General features: G+C 70.3%; 13 protein-coding genes and 1 tRNA gene. 5 read left to right on the forward strand and 9 right to left on the reverse strand.

All coding sequences use genetic code 11. The annotated features are described in order from the left end of the window. Positions 1–101: 101 nt before the first annotated feature. From CRP56_RS10185 to CRP56_RS10190, 3 genes are all read right to left on the reverse strand, one after another. Positions 102–1,682, reverse strand: a complete 1,581-nt coding sequence (locus CRP56_RS10185; protein WP_097262438.1) for a TROVE domain-containing protein — start codon at positions 1,680–1,682, stop codon at positions 102–104. Between the two features lie 333 nt (positions 1,683–2,015). Next, positions 2,016–2,085, reverse strand: a tRNA-Met gene (locus CRP56_RS47495). A 46-nt stretch (positions 2,086–2,131) separates the two neighbouring features. Beyond that, positions 2,132–3,574, reverse strand: a complete 1,443-nt coding sequence (locus tag CRP56_RS10190) for an alkaline phosphatase PhoX (RefSeq protein WP_097262440.1) — start codon at positions 3,572–3,574, stop codon at positions 2,132–2,134. Between the two features lie 291 nt (positions 3,575–3,865). Between CRP56_RS10190 and CRP56_RS10195 the strand changes: the two genes are divergently transcribed. From CRP56_RS10195 to CRP56_RS10205, 3 genes are all read left to right on the forward strand, one after another. Then, a complete protein-coding gene (locus tag CRP56_RS10195; RefSeq protein WP_257040459.1) occupies positions 3,866–4,105 on the forward strand; it encodes a hypothetical protein in 240 nt (79 codons plus the stop codon). A gap of 80 nt (positions 4,106–4,185) precedes the next feature. Beyond that, positions 4,186–5,346: a S1 family peptidase gene (locus CRP56_RS10200; protein WP_257040461.1), complete on the forward strand. Its 1,161-nt coding sequence runs from the start codon at positions 4,186–4,188 to the stop codon at positions 5,344–5,346. A 37-nt stretch (positions 5,347–5,383) separates the two neighbouring features. Beyond that, positions 5,384–5,830: a hypothetical protein gene (locus CRP56_RS10205; protein WP_097262442.1), complete on the forward strand. Its 447-nt coding sequence runs from the start codon at positions 5,384–5,386 to the stop codon at positions 5,828–5,830. 107 nt (positions 5,831–5,937) lie between these two features. On the opposite strand, the gene CRP56_RS10210 is transcribed toward CRP56_RS10205, so the two are convergent. Continuing rightward, on the reverse strand, positions 5,938–7,365 hold the full coding sequence (locus CRP56_RS10210; protein WP_097262444.1) for a hypothetical protein: 1,428 nt from the start codon (positions 7,363–7,365) through the stop codon (positions 5,938–5,940). A gap of 295 nt (positions 7,366–7,660) precedes the next feature. Between CRP56_RS10210 and CRP56_RS10215 the strand changes: the two genes are divergently transcribed. Then, positions 7,661–9,490: an endonuclease/exonuclease/phosphatase family protein gene (locus CRP56_RS10215; protein WP_097262446.1), complete on the forward strand. Its 1,830-nt coding sequence runs from the start codon at positions 7,661–7,663 to the stop codon at positions 9,488–9,490. 57 nt (positions 9,491–9,547) lie between these two features. Here the strand turns inward: CRP56_RS10215 and CRP56_RS10220 are convergent, their stop codons facing one another. From CRP56_RS10220 to CRP56_RS48330, 5 genes are all read right to left on the reverse strand, one after another. Continuing rightward, positions 9,548–10,249, reverse strand: a complete 702-nt coding sequence (locus tag CRP56_RS10220) for an antibiotic biosynthesis monooxygenase (RefSeq protein ID WP_097262449.1) — start codon at positions 10,247–10,249, stop codon at positions 9,548–9,550. Between the two features lie 73 nt (positions 10,250–10,322). After that, entirely contained in the window at positions 10,323–10,838 is a 516-nt protein-coding gene (locus CRP56_RS10225) for a DUF3618 domain-containing protein (protein WP_097262451.1), read from the reverse strand. Continuing rightward, complete coding sequence (locus CRP56_RS10230; protein WP_097262453.1) at positions 10,835–11,245, reverse strand: phage holin family protein; 411 nt, start codon at positions 11,243–11,245, stop codon at positions 10,835–10,837. The genes CRP56_RS10225 and CRP56_RS10230 overlap by 4 nt, the downstream gene beginning before the upstream one ends. A gap of 53 nt (positions 11,246–11,298) precedes the next feature. Next, entirely contained in the window at positions 11,299–12,009 is a 711-nt protein-coding gene (locus CRP56_RS10235; RefSeq protein WP_097262455.1) for a hypothetical protein, read from the reverse strand. After that, a complete protein-coding gene (locus tag CRP56_RS48330) occupies positions 12,006–12,134 on the reverse strand; it encodes a hypothetical protein (RefSeq protein ID WP_257040468.1) in 129 nt (42 codons plus the stop codon). The genes CRP56_RS10235 and CRP56_RS48330 overlap by 4 nt, the downstream gene beginning before the upstream one ends. 166 nt (positions 12,135–12,300) lie before the next feature. Here CRP56_RS48330 and dapA point away from each other — a divergent pair, with 166 nt between their 5' ends. Then, positions 12,301–13,197 (forward strand): 4-hydroxy-tetrahydrodipicolinate synthase, encoded by an 897-nt coding sequence (gene dapA, locus CRP56_RS10240; RefSeq protein WP_179850977.1) that lies wholly within the window; start codon positions 12,301–12,303, stop codon positions 13,195–13,197. The last annotated feature ends 2 nt before the right edge of the window (positions 13,198–13,199 follow it).

Here is a 13,199-nt window from a genome sequence, read left to right on the forward strand (position 1 = left end):
CCTCCACAACTGAAATGTTAGATGTCAGTCCTGGGCGCGGACAAGGGTGTGGCCCGCACCCCCCGTGAAGTGCGGGCCACCCCCTGCCTGCTCGTCCGGCCTCAGGCCGCCCACGGCCAGTCGGCGTCGCGAGCGCTCTCCAGCAGCGGAACCATCCGGAACGCCGCGTCCGACAGGCCCCCGAAGGTGTGCCTGTTCGCCTTGCCCGACGGGCCGTGGCCCGCCCGGTAGCCGGCCAGGTTCCAGGTGTAGACCGGCACATCGGCGGGGACCTGCTCGGTCGGGTCGCCGTAGTGGCTGTACGCGTACTGCTCGTCGGTGACGATCAGCACCCGGTCGTGCCCCCGGTAGTGCCGGCGCACCGCGCCCGTGGTGTCGGTGCCGCCCAGGTTGCCGAAGCGCTCCAGGATCTTGAGCACCGACTCACCCTTGCGGAACCGCACCTCGGCGCTGGTGGTGCCGAACTGCACCAGGTCCGCCCGCTCCGCGCGCAGCGCGAGCGCCGTGCCGAAGATCGCCGCCGCGTCCGCCCGGTTGAGCTGCGAGCGCCCCGACAGCGGACCCCACATCGAGCCCGAGCGGTCGACGAGGACGAGCGTCCGGCCGGGCAGCGCGGGCACGTTGGCCAGCGAGTGGCCGAGCGCCTGCTCCAGCGGAAACGCCCAGCGCAGCGACGGCGCGTGCTGGTACGCGGCGAGGTACCGGAAGGGGAACTGCCGCGACCGCGCCACCTCCGCCGGGTCGCTGATCCGGGCCGCGACCTGGGCCGCGACCTCGTCGGAGACGCCGGCCTGGTCGAAGTTGCGGAGATTGCGCACGAGCGCCATCGCGCCCATGGACGGAATGACCGCCTCCCAGGCCGCCTTGTCCATCGGCCCCTGCAGCCAGCCGGCCAGCGCCTCCCAGGTCATCCCGGCCGCGGCGAGCCGCTCGGCACCGCCCGCGGAGGTGACGACCGCACGCCGCTCGGCGACCGGCAGCGCCATCAGCTCACGGTGCGCGACCAGCGTCCGGTTCGACGCGGGCGGCACGGCCGTGTCCGGGTTGTGCCGGCGGTCGAGGGCGTACCGGAACAGCTCGCCCTGCCACGGCTTGTCCGCGTCGGGCGTCGCGTGCACCAGGTTGAGGATGTCGCCGAAGCGGTAGCCCTTGGCCGCGGTGTCGTACTTCAGCAGGGACTTTCCGCTGTAGAGACGTCGTACGGCGTCGGCGACGCCGCGCTTGACGGGCTTGGGCACGTTGCGGCCGTAGGTCGCCGTCCAGTACGCGAGCAGCTCGCCGGGCTCGTCCGGGCGCCGGAGCACGGAGTCGACGACCTGCCGGTTGGAGGGGCCGCCGGTGGCGCCCGCGTCGAGGCGCGCCTTCACGTACTCGGCGGCGCCGACGACGGAGGCGGTACGGAGGTTGCCCTCGCCGCGCAGCCAGCCGAGCAGCCCCGCGGTCCACTCCGGGTCGGTGACGGCGAGCTCCCGCACGAGTGTCGCGAACCGGTCGTCGCGGTCGGCGCCGGTCTCGTAGAAGGTCTGCTGGGAGACGAAGTTGGCGACGGCGAGCAGAAAAAGCTCGGAGCGCGCGTCCCGCTCACGGCCTCGGCCACCCTGGAAGGTGCGCAGAATGCGGCCCGTGGAGGTGACGCGCGAAGTGGGCTGCGCCCGTGCCGTCTTCCTGTTGAATCGCGACATGCTGAATTCCCCCGAATTCACAATGGGTTCGGAGGGAGGCGCAGCAAAAGGAGGGTGCCCGAGTTCGAAGTCGGCTGCGGGAACAGACTGGCGCGTCTTCCGTTCCGCCACATCGACCCTGAGTCGATGACGGGATTCGAACCCGCACGAGGTTTTACCCCACCAGTTCCGGAAGTATCCGCTGCCTGCGCACCGGGCACCCACCTTGAGCTGCGCCTCCCCGAGTTCAAAAAGTTCGCACCGGGAGGTGCATGAAGTTGTGGTGTCCAGAGTTCAGGTCGGCGGAACCGACATTAGGTGCTCTAACCCCTGAGCTACACCGGCGCGTTGTACCGATGGCGGGACTCGAACCCGCGGCCGCCCCATTATGAGTGGAAGTAGGTCCTGCCTTCGCACCTGGACGTTCTTCACTCTAGGAGGCGTGCCGCGGGCGAGCGACTCAATTAATGTCAGCCGCGCTTCTGGCGCTTCCAGGGGCCGGTGATGGCGAGCATGATGCCCGGCTCCTGGATGTTGGCGAACAGGATCTTTCCGTCGCAGGAGAACGTGACGCCGGTGAACTCGCTGTACTCGGGCGCCTCTTCGGTGCCGTTGTTGAGTTCGTTGCGGGCGATCGGGTACGTCTTGCCGCTGTCCGTGGCGCCGAAGAGGTGCTGGATGCCCTCGCCGTCCTCGGCGATGACGAGGCCGCCGTACGGGGAGACGGTGATGTTGTCGGGGCCGTCGAAGGCGCCGTCGACGGAGGGGTCGGGGTTGACGCCGAGGAGCACCTTCAGGGTGAGGGTGCGGCGCTTGGGGTCGTAGAACCAGACCTGGCCGTCGTGCTGGACGGGGCTCTCCGCGCGGGCGAAGGAGGAGACGATGTAGGCGCCGCCATCACCCCACCACATGCCCTCCAGCTTGCGGGCGCGGGTGACCTGGCCTGCGGTGAACTGCTTGCGGACGGCGACGGTCTTGGCGTCGCGGTCGGGGACGTCGACCCAGTCGACGCCGTAGACGGTGCCGATCTTCGTGGCGCGGGAGAGGTCGTCGACGAACTGGCCGCCGGAGTCGAAGCACTTGAAGGCCTGGAGGGCGCCGGCGTCGTCGGCGAGGGTGCGCAGCTTGCCGCGTCCGTGCTCGAAGCCCTGGGGCGGGGTCCAGCGGAAGAGCAGGCCGTTGGGGCTGGCCGCGTCCTCGGTGAGGTAGGCGTGGCCGCGCTTCGGGTCGATGACGACGGCCTCGTGGGCGTAACGGCCGAAGAACTTCAGGGGCTTGGGGTCGCGGTTGGCACGGTGGTCGATCGGGTCGACCTCGAAGACGTAGCCGTGGTCCTTGGTCATGCCGTTGGAGCCGGCCTTGTCCTCGGTCTCCTCGCAGGTCAGCCAGGTGCCCCAAGGGGTGCGCCCGCCCGCGCAGTTGGTGGAGGTGCCCGCGATGCCGACCCACTCGGCGACCCGTCCGTCGGGGCGGACCTCGACGACCGTGCAGCCGCCGGACGCGGCGGGGTCGTAGACGAGGCCCTCGGTGAGCGGGACGGGGTACTTCCAGTTGGCGCGCGGGCCCTTCAGCTCGTGGTTGTTGACGAGGAGGGTGGTGCCGCGGGGGCCGTCGAAGGTGGCCGTGCCGTCGTGGTTGGACGGGGTGATCTCGCCCGACTCCAGCTTGGTCTTGCCGCTGTAGGTGATGACGCGGTACTTGAAGCCGGCGGGCAGCGCGAGGATGCCGTCGGGGTCGGGGATCAGGGGCCCGTAGCCGACTCCGCCGCGAGCGTCCGCCCCGCTCTCGGCGTCGATGTCGGTGGACGCGAGGGCTTGCGGCGCGGTGGCGAGGGCGCCGACGCTGCCGGCCAGCGCGACACCGGCACCGGTGATCGCGGAGTTTCTGGCGAAGTCCCTGCGGGTGAGCGACATGGTGTCTCCTGTGTGGCGGTGGGTGTGCCGTGGGAGGTGGCGGACCTCGGGTCGGCGTCACCGTCCCGCCCACGCCTGAACGGAAGTTGAACAGGGAGCGGCTTCGAGGGACCCGCTTCCGTGAATCCGCCAGACCACCTCTGTTTCGAACCAACGGGCGGAATCATCTTGACAATAAAGGTCAACAGGGGCGAATCGTAATGAAATTCGTGATTCATTTCAGAATGCCTTGACTCTCGGGCCCCCGGGACATAGACCGGAAGAGCACCACCCGAAAGGGAGGCGAGCCCGATGGACGCAGAGCGGGTGAGTCGCCTCCGTGAAGGCCGGCTCATGAAGCCGGCCGACGTGAGTGGAGTCGGCACCGGGAGGGACGAGCACTCGGGACAGGACGTGATCATCGTCTTCGTCACCCGGAAAGTGCCCCGTGACCGGCTCCTTCGAGAAGACGTGGTTCCGGACGAGCTCGACGGCGTACCGGTGCGCGTGCTCGCGATCGGTGAAGTGAGCGCTCAGGCAGAGGACTTGTGAGCCTTGTGAACCCTGTGCGCTGAGTCACCGCGCCGCGGCCCGTAAGGAACCCGGAGCCGAAAACCGAAAGGTGGCCTGGCGTGAGCCAGCCCGAAATGATGCGAGGACCGACTGGTGGTCAGCTGAGTGACAGCTCCCGCCAGCAAGCGAATTCAGACTTCCTGCGGCCGCAGTCGCCGCTGGCCAACGTCGTGGGCTTCGGCCACGGCGTGAAGTGGATCGACGGACAGGCCACGGGCGAAGCAGCCGTGCTGGTGTTCGTGACCCAGAAGGTTCCGGAGTCCCAGCTCGCCGAGCGGGATGTCATCCCGCAGGTGATGGACGACGGAACCCCCACCGACGTGATCGCGGTCGGCCATGTCGCCGCGCAGCGTCAGCAGCAGCGCAGGACCTCGGGCCGCTCCGAGGACCGCAGTGCCTCCTACCAGTCCGACGGCAGCATGTCCGAGCAACTCGCGGGCCTGTCACAGCCGTTGCTGGAAGAGCTCAGCGGGCTCGGACAGTTCGAGCCGCAGCTTCTCAAGCGCCGTATGCGCCCGTCCCCTTCCGGCTTCTCGGTCGGCAACGTACGGGTGACCGCGGGCACGCTGGGCAGCGTGGTGTACGACTTCCTGCCGGGCGCCTCCGTGGACCCGCCGGGTCCCGGCCTCGGCACACCGGCGAAGTTCTACATCCTCTCCAACAACCACGTGCTGGCCGACTCCAACCGCGCCCAGCTGGGCAGCCCGATCCTGCAGCCCGGCACGTTCGACGGCGGCACGGACCCGGCGGACCGTATCGCGACCCTGGACCGGTTCATCCCGATCCAGTTCGCGCCGCAGATCCCGGTGGATCGCCACAACAACGTCGTGGACTGCGCGCTCGGATCGGTGGAGTTCCAGGACGCCACCCGTGAGCAGTACTTCAGCGGTGCGCCGCGCGCCTGGCGGCGCAAGGCCAACGTCGCGGTCGGCGACCTGGTGAAGAAGACCGGCCGTACGACGAACATCAGCTTCGGCCGGATCATCGCGACCGACGCCACGATCGACGTCAACTACGGCACGGCGGGAACGGCCAGGTTCAAGGACCAGGTCCTGACGACGACCATCTCGGCGGGCGGCGACTCCGGTTCGCTGGTGACCTCCCTCGACAACGTCGCGACCGGTCTGCTCTTCGCGGGCTCCTCGGTCGTCACCGTGGTCAACCACATCGAGAACGTTCGCGCACTGCTGCGGGTGGAGATCGCCGAGCAGCTGGCCTGACGGTCACTCAATACCCGCACGGGAAGAGGGAATCAGCATGACCACGCAGGCCAAGCGGCAGAAGAGCCAGACCGGCTCCGAACACCGCTTCCACAACCCCCAGGGCGCGGAAGTCAAGACACGTGACGAGGCGTTCGCCTCACCGCAGGACGTGTCCCCCGAGGCGGTCTCCACGTCCGTCGAGCTGGAACTGCACAACGGGGCGGTGACCTTCGCCATCGAGGTGAAGTACAACCCCAACACCTACCCGCACGTCGTGACCGGCGGCAAGATCACCTCCGGCATCTGCGGCGCCCCCTGGGACGTCACGGGCGGCTTCGTGGGCGAGACGATTCGCCTGGACGCGAAGCGTACCGGTCAGGGCTCCTGCGCCAACACGATCACCATCGTCGGCGAGTTCCAGAATCCGCCGGCCTACCGGGGCACGTACGGCTTCAACGGAGCGACGTCGTCGTTCAAGCACACGACGAGCTACCACTGCTGAGGCAGTGCACCGCGGAAACAGTGCACGACCGAGGTAGTGAACGACTGAAGCAGTGAACGACTGAGTGGTGTGGCGGGGAGGTCAGTGACCTCCCCGCCACAACCATGTCAACTCCCCTGCTGGGAACGCGCCTTGAAGGCCGCCTTCCTGGCTTCCTTCGCGATCTTCTTGTCCGGGTGCAGCCGCCCCATCGCCTCCAGCACGTCCGCGGTGGCCGGGTGGTCCACCCGCCACGCGGCGGCGAAGAACCCGCTGTGCTGCTGGGCGAGACCCTCCACGAGCCCCTGCAGCTCCTCGGAGTTGCCCTCGGCGGCGAGCTGTGCGGCGACGGTGTCGACGGTGAGCCAGAAGATCATCGCCTCCGAGGGCGGCGGTACGTCGGTGGCGCCGCGCTCGGTCAGCCAGACGCGGGCCAGGCCGCCGAGCTCCGGGTCGTCGAGGACCGCCCGCAGCGCCGGTTCGGCCTCCGGCCCCACCAGGGACAGTGCCTGCTGGCAGCGCAGCCGACGCAGCGGTGCGCCCGCGTCCCCGCCCCGGCTGGCGGCCAGCAACTCCCGGGCGGCGGCGAGGGGTTCACGCCGGTCCAGCCACTGCTCGGTCTCGGCCTGCGCGGCCCCGGGCGGGAAGCTCGCGGTGCCGTCGAGCAGGACGTCCGCGCCCTTGTCGACGAGGTCCCCGACGGCGGGCGCCGCGAACCCGGCCTCGAGCAGCCGGGCCCGGAGCCCGTACAGCCCGAGCGGGGTGAGCCGCACCATGCCGTAGCGGGAGACGTCGGTGTCGTCGACCGGCGCGGCGGGCTCCTCGTCGGCGTCGGCCATGAGCGCCTCGTCGACGGGCTGGTACTCGACGAGCCCGATCGGCTCCAGGACCCGGAACTGGTCGTCGAGGCGCATCATCGCGTCCGAGACCTGTTCGAGGACGTCGTTGGTGGGCTCCCCCATGTCGTTGGGCACGATCATGGACGCGGCGAGCGCGGGCAGCGGCACCGGCCGGTCACCGGGGCCGTCCTCGTTGACGGTGAGCAGATAGAGGTTGCCGAGCACACCGTCGAGGAAGTCGGCCTCGGCCTCCGGGTCCCAGTCGAGGGAGGAGAGGTCGATCGCGCCGCCCTCGTCCATGGCGTCCACCAGATCGTCGAGGTCGGGCACGCTCGCGTCGGCGACGACCGTGTCCAGCGCGCCGAGCCACACCCCGAGCACGTCCTGCGGGGAGCCGCCGGTGAGCAGGGCGAGGTCCTCGCCGGCCGCGACTGTGCCCTCCTCCTCGTCGGTGATCTCGACGAGCCCGGTGTCGATCGCGACCCGCCAGGCCTCGCTCGCCCAGGCCGCGGCGTCGTCGCCGGTCAGGCCGAGGAACTCGACGGCGGCGGGGAGCTGCTCCTCGATCAGTCCGCCGCCCGCGTCGACGCGGGTCTCGGGAGAAGCCCAGCGGGCCAGCCGGGCGGCCCGGGAGAGCAGCGGCGTGGACAGCGCGTCCCGCGCCAGCTCCGCTTCGGGGTGCAGCCGCACCGGCGGCAGGGGGGAGCTGTCTGACATCGGCTGCTTCTCCTAGACATCGCGTCTTACCACTCAGCCGCTCAGCCTAGACGGATTTGGACCCATGCCGCCCGGTTCATCTCCCCGCCAGGCCCCGTACATGGCCGAAACCTTGACAACTGACGTGATCACGCAGGAGATTACGCGCGTAGAAACTCACTGCACACCTGTTCACCGCCCTGGCATCTGTGCACGCTACCTTCTACGCGCGTCGCCTCCGCCCCACCGGTCGCGGCTCCCACCGTTCCACGCTCCACCCTCGTCCCGGCGCAAGAACGTCCCCGGAGGGATTCCGTTGCCGAGCAAGTCTTCCGCGCGCCTCGCCGCGCTCACCGTCGCCGCCGTGTGCTCCGCCGCGTCCACGGTCGCCCTGATCTCCCCCGCGCACGCGGACTCCGTGCGCATCCATGACATCCAGGGCACCACCCGAATATCCCCGTACGCCGGCCAGAAGGTCGCGGATGTGTCCGGCATCGTCACCGGCATCCGTACGTACGGCTCGTCCAAGGGCTTCTGGATCCAGGACCCGAACGCGGACGACAACCCCGCCACCAGTGAGGGCGTCTTCGTCTTCACCAGTTCCACCCCGAAGGGCGTCGCCGTCGGCGACCTCGTCACGGTGTCCGGCACGGTCTCGGAGTACGTCCCCGGCGGCACCACCTCCGGCAACCAGTCGATCACCGAGATCACCAAGCCGACCACCACGGTCGTCTCCAGCGGCAACGCCGTCCCGGCCCCCGTGGTCGTGGACGCCGCATCGGTCCCGGCCGCCTATGCCCCGGCCGGTGACGCCGCCGCGAACAACTCGATCAACGGCCTGACCCTGGAGCCGTCGAAGTACGCCCTGGACTACTACGAGTCCCTGGAGGGCGAGAACGTCCAGGTCGCCGACACCCGCGTGGTCGGCGCCAGCGACCCGTACACCGAGCTGTGGGTGACGGTGAAGCCGCACGAGAACGCCAACCGCCGCGGCGGCACGGTCTACGGCTCCTACGACTCCCAGAACACCGGCCGGCTCCAGATCCAGTCGCTCGGCGCGACCTCCGCCTTCCCGAAGGCGAACGTCGGCGACGTCCTGGAGGGCGCCACCACCGGCCCGCTGGACTACAACCAGTTCGGCGGCTACACCCTCGTCGCCAACACGATCGGCACGCTGAAGAGCGGCGGCACCGAGCGCGAGACGACCCAGAAGCAGAAGCGCGGCGAGCTCGCGGTCGCGACGTACAACGTCGAGAACCTCGACCCGTCCGACACCACCTTCGCCGCGCACGCCGCCGCGATCGTGAACAACCTGCAGTCGCCCGACATCGTGTCCCTGGAGGAGATCCAGGACAACAACGGCGCGACGGACGACGGCACGGTCGCCGCCGACGTGACGGTGAACAAGCTGATCGACGCGATCGTCACGGCGGGTGGCCCGAAGTACGACTGGCGTTCCATCACCCCGGCCAACGACACCGACGGCGGTGAGCCGGGCGGCAACATCCGCCAGGTGTTCCTCTTCAACCCGGAGCGCGTCTCCTTCACCGACCGCGCGGGCGGCGACGCCACCACGGCGGTCGGGGTGACGAGGGAGCGCGGCAAGGCGGCCCTGACGGTCTCCCCCGGCCGCATCGACCCGACGAACGAGGCCTGGACGTCCAGCCGCAAGCCGCTGGTCGGCGAGTTCGTCTTCCGTGGCCGCACGGTCTTCGTGATCGCCAACCACTTCAACTCCAAGGGCGGCGACTACGGTCTGACCTCGGCGACCCAGCCGGTGCCGCGCAGCTCGGAGGTGCAGCGCCACAAGCAGGCGACCCTGGTCAACGCGTTCGTCGAGGACATCCTCGACACCCAGAAGAACGCGGACGTCATCGCCCTCGGCGACATCAACGACTTCGAGTTCTCCGACACCGCCAAGATCCTGGAGACGGACGGCGCCCTGTGGTCGGCGATCAAGTCGCTGCCGAAGAGCGAGCGTTACTCGTACGTCTACCAGGGCAACACCCAGGTCCTGGACCAGATCCTGGTCTCCCCGTCGATCCGGCGCGGCTGTGACTTCGAGTACGACAGCGTGCACATCAACTCGGAGTTCAACGACCAGATCAGCGACCACGACCCGCAGGTCCTGCGCTTCAAGCCGTAACCGCGCGGTGGCTCAACGGGCCCGGCTGGACGACGAGTTCAGCCGGGCCTCGGCGTGTCAGGCGGGGATCAGCCCGAGCACGTGCTCGTACCGGCTGACCGTACTGCCCTTCAGCCCCGGGAAGTTCTGGACCCGCTTCCACAACTCGGTCGCCGAGCCGACACCGTCGCCGGGGGCGGCCAGGGCGTCGATGTGCGCCTGGGCGGTCTCCCACTCGGCGTAGTTGAGGACGCGCGTTCCGTCGGTGCTGAGATGGAAGTGGGCGCCTATGCCGCCGGGGTGCGGGGCAGGCTCGTTCTCCAGCGCCTCGAAGACGGCGTCGACCCAGGCGCGCTGCCGCTGCGGATCGGGCCCTTCGAACTCGACGTCGACGACGACGATGCACCCCGGCACGCGTGTGTCGCCCTCCCCGGTGCCGCTGCGGTAGCGGCGGAAGCGATCGAGCCGGACCCGCTCGATGCCCGGTACGGCGGTGTCGACCTCGTCGACGCGCTCCTGCCGTCGGGTCTTCACGAACGCCTCGTACGCCGATTCGCTGGTCCACTGCGAGTGGTGCAGCAGGGTGGAGCCGTCGTGCCCGGCGTAGACGTGGTAGCCGAGCAGACCAGGGGTCGGCCAGTCCCGGCGCTCCCAGGTCCGCGCGATCGCCTCCACCGCCAGGCGCTGCCGTTCGGGGGTGCCGACGCGCCAGGTGCTGAAGAGGGGCGCGCCGACGCGCGGGTCGGTCAGGTCGGGGTGGTCGCCGGTACGACGGGTCATGTCGGTCTCCGCTGTTCGAGTGCCGGATGCGTCTACCGACGACCCTCCAACCTCAACCGCGATTCAGGTCAAGTCACTTCTTGGGGTAGCGCCATGACACCACGACCACCGCGGCGAGGGCCGCGCCGATGACGAGCGCCGGGCGCGGATGCCGGACGGCCGCCTGGACGACGCCCCGAGCGGGCTGCGGAACGCTGTGCTCGACCCGGTGCTGCAGCTCGTGACCGGCCTTCGTCGCCCGGTCCTGTGTCTGATGGCCGGTCCGCGTGGCCCGGTCCTGAACCTTGTGGCCGACCTGCGTGGCCTTGTCCTGCACCGTGTGCCGGGCCTGCGTGGCCCGGTCGTGGGCCGTGTGACCGGCCTGTGCCGCGGTGCTGCGCAACTGCACGGTCATCGCGCCCGCCTTGTCCCTCAGGTCGGCCGCCCGAGCCCGCGCTCGGCCCTTCACGTCCATCTTTCCTGCCAACTCCTCCACTGTGTCGCCCAGTTGGCTGCGGGTCTGCTCGATCTGCTCGCGCAGCTCCTCGGGGCCCTTGGCCCCGCTGCCCTGGGCTTCGCTGCCCACACCCGGCGTCGTCCGGTCCGTCATCGATGCGCCCTTTCCCTGATCTCCTCGACATCGGCCCTGACGCTGCCGAGGGCCTCCTCGGGCGTGGGGGGTGCGGCGCGGCGGAGCTGGGCACGGCCGCGCGCGGCGAGCAGCGCGGCGGTCGCGAACAGCACGGCCGTCACGATGAGCGCCGCGGCCCAGACGGGCAGCGTCAGGGAGAGGGCGGCGGCGGCCGTGGCGGCGAGGGCGAGCAGGCCGGCGTAGGCGATCGCGCCGGCGGCGCCGATCATGCCGCCGCCGCGTCCGGCCCGCCGCCCCTTCTCGGCGAGCTCCTCCTTGGCGAGGGCCACTTCCTGCCGTACGAGCTGGGAGAGCTGTTCGGTGGCCTGGCCGACGAGTTCGCCGACGGAGTGCTGAGCCTGCCCGGGCTCCTGGGTCTGGGTCACGGTGTCCGCCTCCTCTCGGTTTCGGACCGTCCGAGTACCCGGACCCGCCTCCGCTACCCTTGCGAACCCGCCTCCGGCCCGCGTTCCCCCAGCCTGGCCAGCTGGGTCTGGAACCAGTCGAGGCGCGCCTGCAACAGGGCGGCCTCCGCGGCGAGTTCGGAGACACCGAGGTCCGCCGCTGCCGTGCTCCCGCCGCGGGACACGCCGAGGTCCGCCGGCGCCGCGCTCCCGCTGCCCGCCACCACCCGCAGCCCTTCCCCCGCCAGCCGCGCGAAGGAGGCGAGCGAGACGGACGTACGGCCGCGCAGGCAGGCCGCGCAGGACGGGGCGAGGCCGCGCCAGCCCGGCCGGCCCCAGCCGGCGTCGGCGAGGGCGGAGGCGGTCGCGCCGCAGGCGCAGGGGCCGACGGTGGCGGTGCGGACGCGCTGGCGGGCGTAGCGGTAGCCGAGTTCGAAGCGGAGGTAGCGGCCGAGGACCAAGACCTCCAGCAGGACGGCGGCGCGGTGCTCGGCGGTACAGAGCAGCGCCTCCGCTGTCGTACGGTCGTGGACGCAGTGGAAGCCGCAGTCGCAGCGGCGGTGCGGCGCCGGGTGCCGCAGGCCGTAGACGCAGGACGCGTCGGCCAGGACCCCGTACGGCAGCGCGCCGCCCAGCGACACCCCGGTGAACCCGGCCCGGGTGCCGTCGTGGGACAGCACCGGGTGGGCGATCTTGTATCCGGTCGGCGGCTCCGTCGGGCGTTCCTCCGGGAGCCGGAACCTCATCGGGCGGCCGGTACCTCTTCGGGCGCCTGCAGTTCCTCGATCTCCTCGGGGAGTTCCAGCGCGGGTTCCTCCGCGCGGTCCCGCTCTTCCGCGACGCCGGTGGCGAGTGCCTTGCCGAGCTTCATGACGCCTCCCATGACCAGGGGCCGATGACCGTCCTGGCCATGGTGACCCATGAGGGGCCGATTTGGACATAGGGCCTCCACCGGACCCCATCTCTCAGTATCGCTTACCAATACATCGTAGAAGAATTAAGTGGAGCTTCACGATGACTGTGCCGAGACTACTCCCATGACGTACTCCGGCTCCTCCGCCCCGCTCTTCGGCCGCGCCCTCTGCGCGATGATCACGCCCTTCACCGAGGGCGGCGCCCTCGATCTGGCCGGGGCGCAGCGGCTCGCCGAGCGGCTGGTGGCGGAGGGCTGCGACGGGCTGGTCCTGTCCGGCACCACGGGCGAGTCGCCGACCACGTCGGACGCCGAGAAGACGGACCTCGTCCGGGCGGTGCGGGAGGCGGTCGGCACCCGGGCGTCGATCCTCACCGGCATCGGCACCTTCGACACCCGGCACACCGTCGAACTCGCCCTGGAGGCCGAAAAGGCGGGCGCGGACGGGGTGTTGCTGGTGAGCCCGTACTACAGCAAGCCCCCGCAGGACGCCCTGGAGGCGCACTTCCGCCAGATCGCGGACTCCTCGGGCCTGCCGATCGCCCTCTACGACATCCCGGGCCGCACCGGCACCCGCATCGAGCCCGACACGCTGCTGCGGCTCGCCGAGCACCCGAGGATCGTCGCGGTCAAGGACTGCTCCTACGACTTCCTCGCCGCCCAGAAGGTCATCGCCCGCACGGAGTTGGCGTACTACGCGGGCTGCGACGAGCACAACCTCGCGCTGTACGCGGTGGGCGGGGCGGGGTACATCAGCACGGTGGCGAACGTCGCCCCGGCCCAACTGCGTGCCGTCCTGGACGCGTTCGACGCGGGCGACACGGCGGAGGCGGCCCGCCTCCAGCAACAGGCCACCCCGCTCATCGAGTTGATGATGTCGGCGGGCCTGCCCGGCACGGTCACGGCGAAGGCCCTGCTGAACGGGCTGGGCCTGCCCGCGGGCCCGGTCCGCGCACCGCTGCTGCCCGCCGGCCGGGAGGCGGTCGACGGGCTGCTGGCGGCGTACGAAGAGCTTCGCTGAAG

The sequence above is a fragment of the Streptomyces sp. TLI_55 genome (assembly GCF_900206255.1).
GTDB classification, from domain to species: domain Bacteria; phylum Actinomycetota; class Actinomycetes; order Streptomycetales; family Streptomycetaceae; genus Streptomyces; species Streptomyces aquilus.

What these genes read in the sequence shown, in the direction of transcription:
- CRP56_RS10185 (WP_097262438.1), bottom strand. Translation starts at nt 1,682, where the DNA reads ATGTCGCGATTCAACAGGAAGACGGCACGGGCGCAGCCCACTTCGCGC.
- CRP56_RS10235 (WP_097262455.1), bottom strand. Translation starts at nt 12,009, where the DNA reads ATGAGGTTCCGGCTCCCGGAGGAACGCCCGACGGAGCCGCCGACCGGA.
- CRP56_RS10190 (WP_097262440.1), bottom strand. Translation starts at nt 3,574, where the DNA reads ATGTCGCTCACCCGCAGGGACTTCGCCAGAAACTCCGCGATCACCGGT.
- CRP56_RS10205 (WP_097262442.1), top strand. Translation starts at nt 5,384, where the DNA reads ATGACCACGCAGGCCAAGCGGCAGAAGAGCCAGACCGGCTCCGAACAC.
- CRP56_RS48330 (WP_257040468.1), bottom strand. Translation starts at nt 12,134, where the DNA reads ATGAAGCTCGGCAAGGCACTCGCCACCGGCGTCGCGGAAGAGCGGGAC.
- CRP56_RS10195 (WP_257040459.1), top strand. Translation starts at nt 3,866, where the DNA reads ATGGACGCAGAGCGGGTGAGTCGCCTCCGTGAAGGCCGGCTCATGAAG.
- dapA (WP_179850977.1), top strand. Translation starts at nt 12,301, where the DNA reads ATGACGTACTCCGGCTCCTCCGCCCCGCTCTTCGGCCGCGCCCTCTGC.
- CRP56_RS10210 (WP_097262444.1), bottom strand. Translation starts at nt 7,365, where the DNA reads ATGTCAGACAGCTCCCCCCTGCCGCCGGTGCGGCTGCACCCCGAAGCG.
- CRP56_RS10220 (WP_097262449.1), bottom strand. Translation starts at nt 10,249, where the DNA reads ATGACCCGTCGTACCGGCGACCACCCCGACCTGACCGACCCGCGCGTC.
- CRP56_RS10225 (WP_097262451.1), bottom strand. Translation starts at nt 10,838, where the DNA reads ATGACGGACCGGACGACGCCGGGTGTGGGCAGCGAAGCCCAGGGCAGC.